General features: G+C 60.2%; 14 protein-coding genes. 10 read left to right on the top strand and 4 right to left on the bottom strand.

Annotated features, from left to right (window positions below):
- Nucleotides 1-257: 257 nt before the first annotated feature.
- From GIW48_RS27760 to GIW48_RS27750, 3 genes are all read right to left on the bottom strand, one after another.
- Nucleotides 258-1904, bottom strand: a complete 1647-nt coding sequence (locus GIW48_RS27760) for a SulP family inorganic anion transporter (RefSeq protein ID WP_236461715.1) — start codon at nt 1902-1904, stop codon at nt 258-260.
- Nucleotides 1894-2511 (bottom strand): ParB-like protein, encoded by a 618-nt coding sequence (locus GIW48_RS27755; protein WP_017136633.1) that lies wholly within the window; start codon nt 2509-2511, stop codon nt 1894-1896. Before GIW48_RS27755 ends, GIW48_RS27760 begins: the two co-directional genes overlap by 11 nt.
- Before the next feature lie 125 nt (nt 2512-2636).
- On the bottom strand, nt 2637-3914 hold the full coding sequence (locus GIW48_RS27750) for a serine/threonine transporter (protein WP_017136634.1): 1278 nt from the start codon (nt 3912-3914) through the stop codon (nt 2637-2639).
- A gap of 415 nt (nt 3915-4329) precedes the next feature.
- Between GIW48_RS27750 and GIW48_RS27745 the strand changes: the two genes are divergently transcribed.
- The 7 genes from GIW48_RS27745 (at nt 4330) to GIW48_RS27715 (ending at nt 11132) form a co-directional block, all read left to right on the top strand.
- Nucleotides 4330-4830: a DUF4822 domain-containing protein gene (locus tag GIW48_RS27745; protein ID WP_099549332.1), complete on the top strand. Its 501-nt coding sequence runs from the start codon at nt 4330-4332 to the stop codon at nt 4828-4830.
- 57 nt (nt 4831-4887) lie between these two features.
- Nucleotides 4888-5334 (top strand): hypothetical protein, encoded by a 447-nt coding sequence (locus tag GIW48_RS27740; protein ID WP_017136636.1) that lies wholly within the window; start codon nt 4888-4890, stop codon nt 5332-5334.
- A 255-nt stretch (nt 5335-5589) separates the two neighbouring features.
- Nucleotides 5590-6114 carry a cysteine hydrolase family protein gene (locus tag GIW48_RS27735; RefSeq protein WP_017136637.1) on the top strand — a complete coding sequence of 175 codons (525 nt, stop codon included), beginning with the start codon at nt 5590-5592 and terminating at the stop codon, nt 6112-6114.
- A gap of 96 nt (nt 6115-6210) precedes the next feature.
- Nucleotides 6211-7161: a 2-hydroxyacid dehydrogenase gene (locus GIW48_RS27730; RefSeq protein ID WP_236461712.1), complete on the top strand. Its 951-nt coding sequence runs from the start codon at nt 6211-6213 to the stop codon at nt 7159-7161.
- A gap of 90 nt (nt 7162-7251) precedes the next feature.
- Entirely contained in the window at nt 7252-9144 is a 1893-nt protein-coding gene (locus GIW48_RS27725; protein ID WP_236461710.1) for a pilus assembly protein TadG-related protein, read from the top strand.
- Between the two features lie 130 nt (nt 9145-9274).
- On the top strand, nt 9275-10342 hold the full coding sequence (locus GIW48_RS27720) for a phosphotransferase family protein (RefSeq protein WP_236461708.1): 1068 nt from the start codon (nt 9275-9277) through the stop codon (nt 10340-10342).
- Between the two features lie 22 nt (nt 10343-10364).
- Entirely contained in the window at nt 10365-11132 is a 768-nt protein-coding gene (locus tag GIW48_RS27715; RefSeq protein WP_236461706.1) for an SDR family oxidoreductase, read from the top strand.
- A gap of 138 nt (nt 11133-11270) precedes the next feature.
- Here GIW48_RS27715 and GIW48_RS27710 read toward each other — a convergent pair whose 3' ends face one another.
- A complete protein-coding gene (locus GIW48_RS27710) occupies nt 11271-11900 on the bottom strand; it encodes a DNA-3-methyladenine glycosylase I (protein ID WP_176992104.1) in 630 nt (209 codons plus the stop codon).
- 217 nt (nt 11901-12117) lie between these two features.
- On the opposite strand from GIW48_RS27710, the gene GIW48_RS27705 reads away from it, so the two are divergent.
- The 3 genes from GIW48_RS27705 (at nt 12118) to GIW48_RS27695 (ending at nt 14932) form a co-directional block, all read left to right on the top strand.
- The gene (locus GIW48_RS27705; RefSeq protein ID WP_169986452.1) at nt 12118-13443 is read left to right on the top strand and encodes a C4-dicarboxylate transporter DctA; all 1326 of its coding nucleotides are present in this window, start codon (nt 12118-12120) and stop codon (nt 13441-13443) included.
- A gap of 83 nt (nt 13444-13526) precedes the next feature.
- Nucleotides 13527-14228, top strand: coding sequence for a FadR/GntR family transcriptional regulator (locus tag GIW48_RS27700; RefSeq protein WP_017136644.1), 702 nt, complete (start codon nt 13527-13529; stop codon nt 14226-14228).
- 17 nt (nt 14229-14245) lie between these two features.
- A complete protein-coding gene (locus GIW48_RS27695) occupies nt 14246-14932 on the top strand; it encodes a GntR family transcriptional regulator (protein ID WP_017136645.1) in 687 nt (228 codons plus the stop codon).
- Nucleotides 14933-14993: the final 61 nt, after the last annotated feature.

Genomic DNA, 14993 nt, shown 5'->3' with positions numbered 1-14993 from the left:
ACTCTTGTTTTAGGCTCATGGCGTCTCTCGTGTTCCAGGGCATGATGGCCTCCCGGCGAAGCTGGCTTCGCCGAGAAGTGTCCACCATGTCCCCGCACACCCGTCAACCATGTGTCCGGTCCGTACATGTCTTTACAAAAGTGACCCGCTGTAAGAGCGGAACCAATAGAAGCCGTTACCGCAGCAACGGATATGTACACCACCAACAACCCGCCATCGCAGGCAAGCCAGCTCCCACATTTTTTGATCATTGGCACTCACGGCCTGGCGTGCAACGCCAACTGCACTGCACCATCAACACTCAAGGCACTCAGCAAAACCTGTGGCGCAACGGCTTCGGGCAAGGCTTGCAGCACTTCCATCGCCGCATGCCGCACCCGCGCCAGTACCAGCCGCTTGCCCTCCCCGTGCACCTGCGCAAAAAACGCCGCCAGCGCCTCGATACTGGTGCCGTCAAGGTCGGGCGATTCTTCCAGGCTCAACACCACCGCCTCGACCGGCGACTGACGCATCAAGCGCAACGCCGCGCCCAGGATGCGTTCGGCATTGGCGAAAAACAGCGCCTCACTGGGCCGCACAATCAGCAAGCCAGGCACCTGCATCGCATCCGCATGGTGTTGACGGTCAACAAAGTCATGACTGTCGCCCAGGCGCCCCAGCACTTGAATATCCGCCGAAGACATCTGGCGCAGCATCAACACTACGCTGATCGCCACCGCCACCAGCAAGCCATCCAGCACGCCCAGCACAAGCACTGCCGCCACAGCGCAGATCACCAGCAACCGGTCGCGGCGCCACAGGAAGTAACGGCCCAGGGGTTGCAGGCTCAAGCCACGGCCCAGCGCGTAGATGACGATGGCTGCCAGCACCGGCTCCGGCGTTAACGCCACATACGGCAGCACCGTCAACACGATCACCAGCACCACCAGCGCCGCAACGATGCCCGCCAGGCGCGAACCGGCGCCGGCAGCCTCATTCGCCGACGTGGCCGAATAGCCCGCGCCGGCGGGCATGCCGTGGAACAACCCGGACACCAGGTTCGCCGCGCCCAGCGCCAACAGATCGCGATTGGATGAAACCCGGTCGCCATGTTTAAGTGCGAACGAACTGATAGAGCCGTAGGACTCCGCATACAGGATCATGACCAAGGCAAACGCCAACTCGCCCAGGCGCAACCAATCCGCGAACGGCAGCACGGGAAAGTGCCCCAGCTCCAGGCGCAGATCAATCATGCCGATCAAGGCCACGCCATGGGCCTGCAAGCCCAGGTACTGCCCGGCAACAATCCCCAGGACCACCACCAGCAAGCCGCCCGGCAAGCGCGGGATTCGCGCGCACAGCCATAACACCGCCAATGCTGCCGCTGCGACCAGCGCCGCCGGCCAGTTCCAGTGCGCTAATTGCTCCAGTAACTGCGGCAGGAAGCGGATCAGGTTGTTATCGGTCAGGTGTACGCCCACCACACTGGCCAGTTGCTTGAGGATGATGGTCAACGCCAGGCCGAAGGCAAAACCGCGCAACACCGGCTTGGCGATAAACGACGTCACACCGCCCAGCTTGAACAAACCGGCCAACACAAACAGCACGCCGGTGATCAGCACCAGCCCGAAGGCCAGGGACAGTCTCAGCGCCGGATCATCCCCGGCCAGGCTGGCGGTAGCTGCCGCCAATACCGCCGCAGAAGAGGAAGTGGCCGAGACAATTGCAAAACGGCTGGTGCCCAACAGGCCGTAGCACACCAGCCCGGCAAACAAGGCGATCACACCGGCCTGCGGCGGCAACGCAGCGATGCTGGAATACGCCACAGCCTCCGGCAGCAGTAACCCGGCGATGGACAACCCGGCCAGGATGTCCTGGGTACGATTGGGGGGTACGGCAACGGGCGTAACGGTTTCAGTTTTCAATCGGCCCAACCCATCCTGGCAAATAACGAGCTTCCTGGCTGCGCGCCAGAGTCATGGCCTTGCCCAACAATTTGGCATTTGGCTGGCTGACAACATCGCTGCCGATACGGCTGCGAAAGAAGTCCGCCCACAAAAACTCGCTGAACGGTGTTGCGTCCTTGGCGTAACCGCCGGCGGTACGCAGCAGGCCGGCAAGGCTGCGGTAAGGGTCGTCCTGCAGGTCGGTAATCTTGCGGGGAATGGCCTCATAGGTACGCCGCAAACCGCGCGCGTCGTAGGGGTGGACCCATTGATTGAATGCCATGACATTCCAGAAGGTGCTGCGCTCCACGAAAGACAGGTCCTTGAGCATCAGCAGCGACACACTCTTGACCTCTTCCAGAATCAAAGCCATACCGAAGTGATGATGGTCGGTGATGTAGTAGCGCTCGTCCGGCCCCAGCACACAAGGGAACCAGTGCTTGTCGAGGGCGGCGGCGCGCTCCTTGCGCTTGAGTTTGGTCCAGGCGTCGCGCTTGGCAGCGACTTCAGCCATACCGACCGTCAATTGTGTAGGGTGCAGTTTTTCCAGCTTGCCTGTGACCAATTGCGGGCGGGGCCGAGCCATGGGTATCTCCAAAGGGAACCAACACGTCGACAGCTTAGCCCTCATTGGCATGGGGATTTTTTCGGACACAAAAAAAAGCCGATTCACGCAGTGCGCGAATCGGCTTTGCTACCCGGCGTCTGTCATCAGGACAACAGCGAGTAAACCAACGCAGTAATCGCGACCAGGCCCACCGCGGTGACAAACACATTGGATGCTTGCCCACGGTACTTGGCCATGGCCGGCACCTTGCGGATCGCGTACATCGGCATCAGGAACAGGATCGACGCGATGATCGGGCCGCCCAGGGTTTCGATCATGCCGAGAATGCTCGGGTTGAGCGTGGCGACCAGCCAGCACACTACCAGCATGAACGCGGCGGTCATGCGGTCCAGGGACTTGGCAGCCGGACGACGCCCGGTTTTCAATACCAACCCCTTAAGGCCCTCACTGGCACCGATGTAGTGGCCCAGGAACGACTTGGCAATCGCCACGAATGCAATCAACGGTGCGGCGAAGGCGATGGTCGGGTTATCGAAGTGGTTGGCCAGGTACGACAGGATCGACAGGTTCTGCGCTTTTGCTTCGGCCAACTGTGCCGGCGACAGCGTCAGCACGCAGCTGAACACGAAGAACAGCACCATTACCACCATCAACAGGTGCGCGCGGCACAGGATCTGCGAGCTGCGCTCATCGGCATTGGCGCCGTACTGGCGCTTCTGATCAACCGCGAAGGCCGAGATGATCGGCGAATGGTTGAACGAGAACACCATCACCGGAATCGCCAGCCACAAGGTATTGAGCAGCGCAGACGGCGCCGGGACTTCGTTGGCAGTGCTGAGGATGCCACCGGTCCAGTGCGGGACCAGGTACACCGCCAGGAACAGCAAGGCAACGATAAACGGATACACCATCAGGCTCATGGCCTTGACGATCACTTGCTCGCCGCAACGCACCACGGCCAGCAAGCCGAGGATCAGCACAAAGGCCAGGATCGCCCGTGGCGGCGGCATGATGTGCAGTTGGTGTTCCATGAAACTGCTGACGGTGTTGGTCAGGGCCACACTGTAGATCAGCAGGATCGGGAAGATGGCGAAGAAGTACAGCAAGGTGATCAGTGCACCGGCCTTGAGGCCGAAATGCTCTTCAACCACGTCGGTGATGTCAGAGCCGGCACGGCCGGACAGCACGAAGCGCGTCAGGCCACGGTGAGCGAAGAACGTCATCGGGAACGCCAGCAATGCCAGGATCACCAAGGGCCAGAAGCCGCCCAGGCCGGCGTTGATCGGCAAAAACAAAGTACCGGCGCCAATAGCGGTGCCGAACAGGCCGAGCATCCAGGTGGTGTCCTGGCGGCTCCAGCTTGTGAGGGTTGCAGGTGTCGTTGCATAGCGTTCGTCGACGCTATTGGCCTGATCATTCATCCGGTCGGATCTCCGCATTTACACGGCCGGGGCGAGTCAGAAAAACCTGACAGGCAGCGCCTCGACCATAGAAGGGGCCGGATTGTCCGGGATTCTCTCGAATAAGCAAAGACTTAGCTGAGGAATGGTTGAGCGGCGCAGCAATTCAAGGAGGGAGGCGGACGGCAGCTTTCGTGGGCTGCGAAAGGTTATGGCCTTGCCAAAAATCCGTTAAACGAAGCAACTTCCAAGAAGTATCCGACATTTAAAGCAGACACAGCCTACATCTAAATAATATTTCCACTGAGATAGACCATTAACTATTACAAGACCATACATAACCATTGAGCCGCCGCCAGAGCACACACTAAGATCGCCGCGTCCCTCGCACAAACATCATGCCGCGCTCTTAGCCAGCAGCCTCAGGAATTCAAGAATGAAAACACTCAGTATTGTATTAACTGGTCTGTGTCTTATCGGCCTATTTAAATCCAGCGAAAGTTACGCAACGCCAACCGCGCCTGAACGGGATATCCAGGCGCTGGCCTCTTCCCCACAATGGTTGACCACCAAAGTCTATATCGAGGGTGCCCCGGATAAGGATGTCAAGGCCAACTACCCCGGTGTGGTGGGCATTTCAATGTGGGACCCACAGCGCAACCGTTATGAGTTCTTCTATGCTGACACCGGGCTTTCAAAATACGCCGATGGCGGTGGCGGCTACTTCCTCGTCACAGGCGACCAAAATACCCATATTCTGGTGCCCGATGTGGGACCGGTCAAAACCGTGGTCAGGCGACTGGAAAAACTGGATAAGAACGAGTTCACCTACTCGCGCGAAGTACCTCGCGACATGATTGCCAACAACCCTCCTGTTCGAATCTATGTCGTCCATGCGCCTTATATCGGCCCGATAAAAACTGCGCTGTCGAACTAGTCAGCCCTCACGCCTGACGCTACGCCGCTTGAATTAATAGACTGCAAGGTGCCCAAGATGAAGCCATGTAACGCCCTCACATCATTGTTAATACCTGTGCTGTTGACTGTTGCTCTGTTGCCCGCAACAGCCACTGCCAACACCGCCGCTCCCTCCAGCGTAAGCACTGTGGCGGCTACAGCTGATAACGCCGTCATGTTAACGGTGTTTCTCAAACATGATCAGTCGCGGCCCTTGAGCGAGTTGAAGGCACAATTGGCGAAGCAAGCCTTTCACAAGGTATTTCCTCCTGCCGGGGTTGAAGTGGTCAGTTGGAATGTCACCATGGGCATCGGACAGATCGTCGTGCTACGCCTGCCGGCTTCGCGCCTGGTAGAGGTCAATCTGGCGATAGAGCGCACTGCCTGGGGCGCCTACACAACGGAATTCTATCCTACCTACGATTTCAGGCCGATCGCGCAAGCAGAGCAAATCCAGGCGCAGCAGGCGGATTCTGCCCAATAATGGCAGTGTGGCGGCAGCCCTTTGAGGAAGCTATGGCAGCGCCGTTGACAACCACGCGCCCGCCCCAGCATGATCGAGCCATGAATCTCATTCAGCGCCGCCTCACCCGCACCACCACCACGACCGCTTATGGCGGGTCGGGCGGTGGCTGTGGGTGCGAAAGCTAAAAACACCCCGAAACACCCCAAGGCCCCGCCAGCAATGGACGGGGCCTTTTTATTGCCCCGCCCGCTGGCCACTGCAAGGAGCAAGACCATGGCTAACGCCCTGTTGATCATCGATATGCAAACCGGTTTATACGACGGGCCGCAACAGCCCTTCGAGCGTGAGCGCGTGCTGGGCACCATCAACCAGCTTATCCAGCGCGCACGCAGGGCCAACGTGGCTATCTTCGTCGCTCGCCACACCGGCCCGGCAGGTTCGCCGATCGAAGCTGGCAGCCCGTTATGGCAACTGTGGCATGGCCTCGACGTCGACGACGCTCACGATCACCTGTTCAACAAAACCCGCCCCAGCTGCTTCCTGGGCACTGACCTGGCGCAACAACTGGCGGCGGCACAGGTCGATGAATTGGTGGTGGTCGGCATGAAAACCCAGTTTTGCATCGACACCACGTGCCGAGTAGCGGCCGAGCTTGGGTTTTCGGTGATGCTGCCCGAGGACGCTCATACTTGCATGGACACCCCGACCTTGCCGGCCAAGGCGATCATCGAGCATCACAATGCGACCTTGGCGGGGGCGTTTGTGAAGCGGGTGAAAGCTCAGGATGTTGAGTTCTAGAACTGCCTGTGCGGGATTTTTTCTGACCGAACAAATCGTTCCGTCTTACAAATCCCGCATACTCCTCCTATCAAACCCTTCAGGAAGAGCCTTCCGATGTCCACCACTGTTCTGGTCCTGGTTGAAACCATCAACGAATACCTGCAAATCATCGAGAGTAACGACTTCCATGTGATTCTGGCGCCGACACCGGCCGAGCGTGCCCAGGCGATCAAGGCCCACGGCGCGCAGATCAAGGCGGTACTCACCCGTGGCCCGCTGGGGCTGTATGCCGAGGAAATCGCGGCGCTGCCGTTGCTCGAGATTATCTGCGTGATCGGCGCCGGCTATGAACACGTGGACCTGCAAGCGGCGAGCAATCGCGGGATCGTGGTAACCAACGGCGCCGGCGTAAACGCGCCGTCAGTGGCTGACCACGCCATGGCGTTGCTGTTGGCACTGGTGCGTGGCATTCCCCAGACTGACGCGGCGGTGCGGCGCAGCGAATGGCCCAAAGTGATGCGCCCTTCCCTGGGCGGCAAGCAACTGGGCATTCTCGGTCTCGGCGCAGTGGGCATGGAGATTGCCAAACGTGCCGCCCTCGGCTTTGGCATGGAAGTGAGTTACCACAACCGCCAGCCCCGCGACGATGTGGACTACACCTATTGCGCAACCGCCGTGGAGCTGGCGCGCACCTCGGACTTCCTGATCCTGGCCACGCCGGGCGGAGCCAGCACCCGCCACCTGATTGATCGCCATGCCCTGGATGCGCTGGGGCCGAACGGTTACCTGGTGAACATCGGACGCGGCAGCGTGGTGGTGACCGCCGACCTGGTGGCTGCGCTGGAGCAACGGCGTATCGGCGGTGCCGCGCTGGATGTGTTCGACGATGAACCGAAAGTGCCCGACGCCCTGAAGCGGCTGAGCAATACCGTGCTCACCTCCCATGTCGCCGGCCTGTCGCCGGAAGCGGCCCACGACACCGTGCAGCGCGTGGCCGATAACCTGGTGGAATACTTCGCCGCCCGCCCAGTGCTGACACCGGTTACCCTGCCGCCGCGCAACTAGTAGCGATTAGCCAGCGCCGACGCAAAACCTGACTACACTGCTTGCGGGGATGCTCAGGACGTCGGTGCAGGACCGGCGAAGGAACGCACAATGATTGGCCATGGACTCGGCCCGGCCCGCCAACGCGGCGCCATCGGCCTGATAGGCGCGGTAACCCTTGGTATTGCGCTGCTGTTTCTGCTGCTGGTGGTCGACAGCGGTCGCCTGTACCTGGAGAAGCGCAAATTGCAGCGTGTGGCCGATACGGCTGCGCTGGAAGCGGTGAGCCGCAGCGGCACATGCGCGGCGCCCGCTAACAATGCCGCACAATTTGCGACCGAAAGCGCCGCACGCAACAACTTTAGCCTTGACGACAATCGCACGCTGGCGACCGCCTGCGGCACCCTGGCCACCGGCGCAGATTTTATGCGCACGTTCAGCGCCGACCCGAGCAAAACCGATGCCATCCGGGTGATTGCCACCCATCGCGTGCACACCAGCCTTGCCCATGGCTTGCTCACGCTGTTCTCGGGCCATCCCGTCAACCTGACAACGCTGCTCAGCGCCACCGCCGTCGCCGCCGCACCCACCCCAACGGTTGCCCAGCTCACGGTTCGCAGCACCTTGTTAACGGTGGACAGTACCAAGTCTGTCGCCCTCAACGCCTTGATCGGCGGCCTGCTGGGCGGCAAGTTGCAGTTGGACGCAGTCGGCTGGAATGGGCTGCTCAATACCGATATCAGCTTGCTCAAGTACCTGGATGCGCTGGCCATCCAATTGAAAGTCAGCGCCGGTAACTACGACCAACTGCTCAAGACCGACGCCACTGTAGGCCAACTGATCCAGGCGGCCATTGATGTGCTCAAGCTGGGCGGTGACGCGGTCAAAGTGGTGATCAACAACCTGGAAGCCATCAAGCTGATTGCGCCGGGCACGCAGATCCTGCACCTGGGCGACCTGATCAATATCCAGAACGGCACCGACAAAAGTGCGCTGGATGTGAACCTGCAACTGTTCAACCTGATCCAGGGCTTTGTGCAGCTGTCGAACAAGGCCAGCGCAGTTGCCGTGGAGCTGCCGGTGGATGTGCTGGGCCTGCTCGGCGTGACCGTGTCGACCAAAGTGATCGAGCCCGGGCAGGTTTCCAGCATCGGCAACCCCAAGGATATCGCCAAGCAGCCCATTTATGTGCGCACCGCCCAGGTGCGCACTTTGATTTCGGTAAGACTGCCGATCGTCACGCTGGTGAATAACCTGCTGGGTGGCGTGGTGCAAGCGCTCAGTGACCTGCTGGGCGGCCTGTTTGGCTTACTCGATCCCAATTGTTGCCTGGTAGCCAGCCTGGAAATCGGCGACACCCTCGACATCGCCCTGGAAGCCGCTGGCGGCAGCGCTATGGTCACTGGCTACAGTTGCGACAGCGGCAAAAAGTCGTTGTCGGTACTCGGCGAAACCTCGGCATTGCGCGCGATGATTGGCCAGGTTGACCCCAAGAATCTGTACTCGTCCACAGAAAAACTCAAGGTAGACGAGTACCCGGTGGTGGATATCGGCACCAAAACCTGCAAGCGCGGCACCGGCGTGTGTAGCGACAGGCAGGCCTTTGCGGCGGGCGGCCTGGGCATCCGAATCGACAGCGACGTGTTGAAAACCCAGCGTGCGCACACCTACACCGAGCCGCCCGCTATCAACCAGCAACCGCTCTATTACGCATTCGCCAGCTCGAACGCGGTCAGCAGCCTCAAGCAAACACTCACCGGCATCCAACTGATCAACCACCCGCCCAAAATGGCCAGCCTGTTGGGCGCCGTGTTGGGCCTGGTCACGGGCGTGGTCAACGGCTTGCTCACCACCCTGGGCGGCTTGATTGCCGGGCTGCTCGGCCCGCTGCTCGACCCCATCGTCAACAACCTGCTCGCCGGCCTGGGCATCGACCTGGCAAAAGTCGAAATCGGTGCCAATTTGTCGTGCAACCCCGGTGGCCGGGCCATGCTGGTCATTTGAGCACATCAGGCCCGCTGATCATCGTCCAACACGCTAACCTATTAAGCCGCCCCGACCTTGTCGCTGGGCGGCGGTGCGCATTAGATTAGCCAATAGTCCAAGGCCTTTAGAATAAGCAGAAGGGATAAGCATGGCGCTTAACGACCAATCGACCCAGATTCGCCCCGGCGAAGAACTTGATGCCAGCCTCATCGATCCCTACCTCAAGGCGCATATTCCGGGCCTTGCCGGCACGGTCAAGATCAGCCAGTTCCCCGGTGGCGCATCCAACCTGACTTACCTGCTGGAATACCCTGGCCAGGAATTCGTGCTGCGCCGCCCGCCATTTGGCCACAAAGCCAAGTCCGCCCACGACATGGGCCGCGAATACCGCATTCTCAATCAGCTCAAGGACGGCTTCCCGTATTGCCCCAAAGCCTATGTGCACTGCCTTGACGAGTCGGTGATCGGCGCCGAGTTCTATGTGATGGAGCGCGTCAACGGCATCATCCTGCGCTCTGACCTGCCGGCCGAACTGGGCCTGGACGCGGCCAAGACCGAGGCGCTGTGCAAGAGCTTTATCGATAAATTCGTCGAACTGCACCAGGTCGACTACGCTGCCTGCGGCCTGGCCGACCTGGGCAAGCCCGAAGGTTATGTAGCACGCCAGATCCGCGGTTGGAGCGACCGCTACGAAAAAGCCCTGACGCCCGACGCGCCCAGCTGGGAAAAGGTCCGCGCGTGGCTTAACGACAAGATGCCGGCCGACCACCCGACTTCCAGCATCGTGCACAACGACTATCGCTTCGACAACGTGATCCTCGACCCGCACAACCCGATGCAGATCATCGGCGTGCTGGACTGGGAACTCACCACGTTGGGCGACCCGCTGATGGACTTGGGCAACACCCTCGCCTACTGGATCGAAGCCGCTGACCCTGCGCCCGTGCAACTGATGCGCCGCCAGCCCAGTAACGCGCCGGGCATGCTGACTCGTCGCCAATTCGTCGACTATTACGCCGAGCGCTCCGGCATCCAGATCGATGATTTCGACTTCTACTACACCTACGGCCTGTTCCGCCTGGCCGGCATTGTGCAGCAGATCTACTACCGCTTTTTTCACGGCCAGACCCAGGACAAACGCTTTGCGCAGTTCATCCATATGAACAAGCTGCTGGAGCAAATGAGCCTGAATGTCATCGCTAAATCAGCCCTCTGACTACAAGAGCAAGGAACCCAGCATGTCCAAGACCCACCTGTTCGACCTCGACGGCAAGATCGCTTTCGTTTCCGGCGCCAGCCGTGGCATCGGTGAAGCCATCGCCAAGCTCCTGGCCCAGCAAGGCGCCCATGTGATCGTCTCCAGCCGCAAGCTCGAAGGCTGCCAGCACGTGGCCGACGCGATCATCGCCGCGGGCGGCAAAGCCACCGCCGTGGCCTGTCATATCGGCGAAATGGAGCAGATTACCCAAGTGTTCGTCGGTATCCGCGAACAGTTTGGGCGCCTGGATATCCTGGTTAACAACGCTGCAACCAACCCGCAATTCTGCAACGTACTGGACACCGACCTGGGCGCCTTCCAGAAGACCGTTGACGTGAACATCCGCGGTTACTTCTTCATGTCGGTGGAAGCCGGCAAGCTGATGCGCGACAACGGCGGCGGCAGCATCATCAACGTGGCCTCGATCAACGGCATCTCCCCGGGCGTGTTCCAGGGCATCTACTCGGTGACCAAGGCCGCCGTGATCAACATGACCAAAGTGTTTGCCAAGGAATGCGCGGCGTTCGGCATCCGTTGCAACGCCTTGCTGCCGGGCCTGACCGACACCAAGTTCGCCTCGGCGCTGGTCAAGAACGACGCGATCCTGAAGGTGGCCCTGGCGCAGATCCCGCTCAAGCGCGTAGCCGACCCGAGCGAGATGGCCGGTGCGGTGCTGTTCCTGGCCAGTGATGCGTCCAGCTACACCACCGGTGTGTCGCTGAATGTGGACGGTGGCTTCCTGTCCTGACCTTTCAGGCACCGCAAAAACCCTGGGGGAGCAAGCTTACTGTGGCGAGCAAGCTTGCTTGCGCTGGGGTGCGAAGCGCCCCCAAAAATCGGGAGACTGCTGCACAGTCCAACGGGAGCAAGCTCCCTCGCCATACACTCAAGGGCGCTTGAACTGTTGGCGTAGCGCCTCTATGCGCGGGCGGCAAACGCAGCCCTCCAAGTGATCATTGACCATCCCCATCGCCTGCATCAGCGCGTACATCGTGGTGGGGCCAACAAATGTCCAGCCGCGCTTCTTCAAGGCTTTGGACAAACGCAGCGACGCCGGTGACGTCGGGTTGCCGGTCCAGTACGCCATGTCCACCACCGCCGGGCGTTCCTCGGGCGTGGGTTCAAACGCCCACAACCAGCGCGCCAGCGAACCGGTTTCGTCCACCAACTCACAGGCCCGGCGTGCGTTATTGATGGTCGAGACGATCTTCGCGCGGTTGCGCACGATGCCTGGGTCGTTCATCAGCCGCTCGATATCGGCCTCGGTGTAGTGGGCGACACGGCGAAAATCAAACCCTTCGAACGCCGCCCGAAACTGCTCGCGCTTGCGCAAAATGGTGATCCACGCCATGCCCGCCTGGAAACCTTCCAGGCAGATCTTCTCGTACAGTTGGATATCGTCTGCGACCGGCACACCCCACTCGGCGTCGTGGTAACGCGGGTACTCCGGCGCGGCCGTGCGCCAGGTGCAGTGAGTCTGGCCTGCTGAATCCGTGGTCAACCCTGGTTTGTCCATCGACTACCTCGCCAATCAAGGCGCGGATCATAAGCGAAAAAATTTACCGCCCGCCAACCGCTCAAGCATCACCCTTACCGACCAACTGGTCAGACCGGGACCTGACAACCGTCGAATATTTACTTGTGATTTGAAAAAAACCCAGCGTAGACTGGCCGCGCACTGGACATACCGGTAAGACCACAACAATTAAGCCCTGGAACCACCAGGGCACCGAATAGAGATCCCTCCCATGCTCAGATGGTGCTCGCGTTCGATTTTCCTGCAAGTCGTGATTGGCCTGATGTTAGGCGTTATCTGCGGCCTGGCCCTTCCCGAATTCTCCTCACAACTCAAACCCCTGGGTGACGGCTTTATCAAGCTGATCAAAATGCTGATTGGCCTGATCGTATTCTGCGTGGTGGTCAGCGGGATCTCCGGCGCCGGCGACCTGAAGAAGGTCGGACGCATTGGCTTGAAGTCAGTGATCTACTTCGAAGTGCTGACCACCGTCGCCCTGGTGATCGGCCTGATCATGGCCTTCAGCACGGGTATTGGCCAAGGCGCCAATATTCACTTGGAGCAACTGTCGTCCGCCGGTCTCAACGAGCTGGCCGACAAGGGCCAGCACATTCGCGGCACTAGCCAGTTCCTGATGGACCTGATCCCCAATTCGGTGATCGGCGCCTTTGCCGACAACAATGTGCTGCAAGTGCTGCTGTTTTCGGTGCTGTTCGGCAGCGCGCTGAACCTGGTGGGCGAAGCCGCTTCCGGCATCTCGCGGCTGATCAACGAGCTGAGCCATGTGATCTTTCGCATCATGGGCATGATTGTGCGTCTGGCGCCGATCGGTGTATTCGGCGCCATCGCCTTTACCACCAGCACCTACGGCCTGGATTCGCTGCAACACCTGGGCAGCCTGGTGGGTTTGTTCTACCTGACCTGCTTTGCTTTTGTCGGGCTGGTGCTGGGCCTGGTGATGCGTTTGTCCGGCCTGCGCATGCTGCCGCTGCTCAAGTACCTGCGCGAAGAGCTGCTGATCGTGATGGGCACCGCCTCCTCCGACGCGGTATTGCCGCAGATCATGCGTAAACTCGAGCACTTGGGCATTGGCAGCTCCACCGTCGGCCTGGTGATTCCGACCGGTTATTCGTTCAACCTCGACGGTTTCTCGATCTACCTGACCCTGGCCATCGTATTTATCGCCAATGCCACCGGGACACCGCTGTCGATGACTGATTTGCTGACCATCCTGCTGGTGTCGTTGATCACCTCCAAAGGTGCCCACGGCATTCCGGGCTCGGCGCTGGTGATTTTGGCGGCCACGCTGACCGCGATCCCGGCGATTCCGGTGGTGGGGCTGGTGCTGGTGTTGGCGGTGGACTGGTTCATGGGCATCGGCCGCGCGCTGACTAACCTGATCGGCAACTGTGTCGCTACCGTGGCCATTGCCCGTTGGGAAAAAGACATTGATATCCAGCGCGCCAACAAGGTGCTCGATGGCGAGCAAGGGTATGCCTTCCAGGCCAAGAAGCCGGTGCTGCCGGCGCATCAGGAATTCTAGCAACACGATCCAACTGTGGGAGCTGGCTTGTCGGGTCCCACATGGAATCGCGACCCTATTGGCAACATCAAGGAGACGTAGACGTGATAAGCACTTCAACCGTCGTCAACTCAGTCGTAGAAAAACTGCGCGCCGCACTCAAGCGGGGCCAGTGGCGCCAGGGCGACATGCTCCCCGGCCAGCGTGAACTGGCCGAGCAGATGGGCATCAGCCGCCCGAGCCTGCGCGAAGCCGTGATCGTGCTGGAAACCCTGGGCCTGGTGCGCTCGATGCCCGGCAAAGGCGTGGTCGTGCTGGAAACCAGCGTCAGCGAGCCACAGTCCAGCGACGCCGTGGCCGACGCCAGCCTCGAAGATATCCTGCAACTGCGCTACACCCTCGAACCCTTCATTGTCGGCCTGGTGGCCCAGTCCATCAGCAGCAAGGAAGTCGGCCAATTGCGCCTGACCTTGATGGACATGCGCGAAGCCCTGGATGCCGGCGACGCCGAAGCGGGCATGAACGCCTACATCGGCTTTCACGAAGAGCTGTTCGCGCTGACGTCCAACCCGATCTTCCAGAACGTGGTGCAACAAACCAGCAACGCCCTCAAGCAAAGCGCCCAGGTACTGCGCAATTCACCCGAACACTTGGCCGAACGCCTGCAGGAAAACGACGCCGTGGTGCGCGCCATCCGCAACAAGAACAGCGCCCTGGCGAGCGCCGAAATGCGCCGACATATCCTCCAGGAAGGCCTGCGCATGGGCATTCGTTTGAATATCCCGGACGACCATCTGGGCAGCTGATTTTTTGGAGACCGACCATGAGCGCCCCCGCCCTGCAACGCAATGCCGTCCTCCCTGCCCTGCGCCTGGTTGGCGGTAAAAAACTTTCGGTGGATGACATCTACCCACGCCTGTTCGATGCCATCCTCGAACAACGCATCGCCCCGGCCAGCCGTTTTACCGAAGAGAGCCTGGGCGAAACCTTTGGTGTGAGCCGCAGTGTGATTCGCCGTGTGCTGGCCAAGCTGTCCCATCAGCAAGTGATCATCCTGCGCCCCAACCAGCGTGCCCAGGTGGCGGCGCCGGATGCGCAGCAGGCGCGTCAGATTCTGGAGGCGCGGCGGATGACCGAGATCACCGTGGTGCAGTTGGCCTGCGCCCAAGCGACCACCCCGCAGATACGCCAGCTGCGCGAGTTGATTGCACGGGAGCGCGACTGCATCGAACGCGACCAGCGCGGGCCAGCGATTCGATTATCGGGGGAGTTTCATCTGCAATTGGCGCAGATGGCAGGCAACGCACCGTTGGCGCAATTCCTCAACAGCCTGGTGCCGTTGACGTCATTGATCATTGCGCAATATGAAGCGAAAGCCTGCACCTACTGCGCCTGGCAGGAGCATCTGGGGATTGTCGATGCGGTGGAGCAACGCGATTCAAGTGGCGCCGTGACCCTGATGACTCAGCACCTGGATCATCTGGAAAGCAAATTACTCAAACATCACTGAGTCCAAGTGGATGAACATCAAACTGTGGGAGCTGGCTTGCCTGCGATAGCGGTGGGTCAGC

Source organism: Pseudomonas sp. PA-6-3C (assembly GCF_021605825.1).
In the GTDB taxonomy this organism is placed as follows: domain Bacteria; phylum Pseudomonadota; class Gammaproteobacteria; order Pseudomonadales; family Pseudomonadaceae; genus Aquipseudomonas; species Aquipseudomonas edaphica.
Note: the sequence above shows the minus strand (reverse complement) of the source record. Positions and strands in the feature narration are given on the sequence as shown.